1 protein-coding gene is annotated in these 1319 nt (G+C 63.8%); it reads left to right on the forward strand.

The window, feature by feature from the left end; translation table 11 throughout:
* Nucleotides 1–41 precede the first annotated feature (41 nt).
* On the forward strand, nt 42–1280 hold the full coding sequence (locus MA876_RS18805; protein ID WP_248153019.1) for an IS256 family transposase: 1239 nt from the start codon (nt 42–44) through the stop codon (nt 1278–1280).
* Nucleotides 1281–1319 lie beyond the last annotated feature (39 nt).

The raw sequence follows: 1319 nt of genomic DNA on the forward strand, positions 1-1319 counted from the left end.
TGGCCTGACTGAAAGGAAGGGCGATGACCGATGTCATCGAGATGATCGATCCCGTGACGGGAGAGATCATCGATGAGCAGCAGCTCGCGGAGCAGCTGCTGAAACAAGCGAAAGAACAGGGCGTCGACCTCGTCGGACCCGACGGGCTGCTGAACGGGCTCACGAAACGTGTGCTCGAGACAGCGCTCGAGGCGGAGATGACCGAGCACCTCGGTTACGAGAAGCACGTCGTTTCGGCGAGCGAGAACGCGCGCAATGGGTCGAGGTCGAAGACGGTGCTGACGGAGGTCGGCCGGGTCGAGATCGACGTCCCCAGAGACCGTGAGGGATCATTCGAGCCGAAGATCGTCAAGAAGCGGCAACGGCGGCTGACCGGCGTCGACGAGATCGTGCTGTCGCTGACCGCCCGTGGGCTGACCACTGGTGAGGTGGCGGCGCACTTCGACGACGTCTACGGCGCTTCGGTGTCGAAAGACACGATCTCGAGGATCACAGACAAAGTCATCGAGGAGATGTCCGAGTGGCAGAACCGTCCGCTGGATCGCATCTACCCGGTCGTGTTCATCGACGCTCTGGTGGTGAAGGTCCGTGACGGGCAGGTGCGGAACAAGCCGTTCTATCTCGCCGTCGGGGTGACGGTGAACGGGGAACGGGACATCCTCGGAATCTGGGCCGGCGACGGCGGCGAAGGTGCGAAGTTCTGGCTCGGGGTGCTTACCGAGATCAAGAACCGCGGCGCCGAGGACGTCTGCATCGTGGTCTGCGACGGGCTGAAGGGCTTGCCGGAATCGATCAACACCGCCTGGCCGCTCGCGACGGTGCAGACCTGCATCATCCACCTGATCCGCAACACGTTCCGGTTCGCGTCCCGCCACTACTGGGAAGAGATGGGCAAGGACCTCCGCCCCGTCTATACCGCCCCGACTGAAGCGGCCGCTGCCGAGCGGTTCAAAGAGTTCGACGCGAAGTGGGGCAGTCAGTATCCGGCGATCAGCAAGCTCTGGCAGAACGCCTGGTCCGAGTTCGTGCCGTTCCTCGACTGGGACGTGGAGATCCGCCGGATCATCTGCAGCACGAACGCGATCGAGTCCCTGAACGCCCGTTACCGCAGGGCCGTCAGAGCGCGCGGGCACTTCCCCAACGACGCCGCCGCGCTGAAGTGCCTCTACCTCGTGACCCGGTCACTTGACCCGACCGGCCGGGGCAGGGCACGCTGGGCGACGAGGTGGAAGCCGGCGCTGAACGCGTTCGCGATCGCATTCGAAGGCCGTATCAACTAATGACCGCCAGACCAGATCCACCGTTTATCGGACACACCC

The sequence above is a fragment of the Microbacterium aoyamense genome (assembly GCF_023155855.1).
In the GTDB taxonomy this organism is placed as follows: Bacteria; Actinomycetota; Actinomycetes; order Actinomycetales; family Microbacteriaceae; genus Microbacterium; species Microbacterium aoyamense.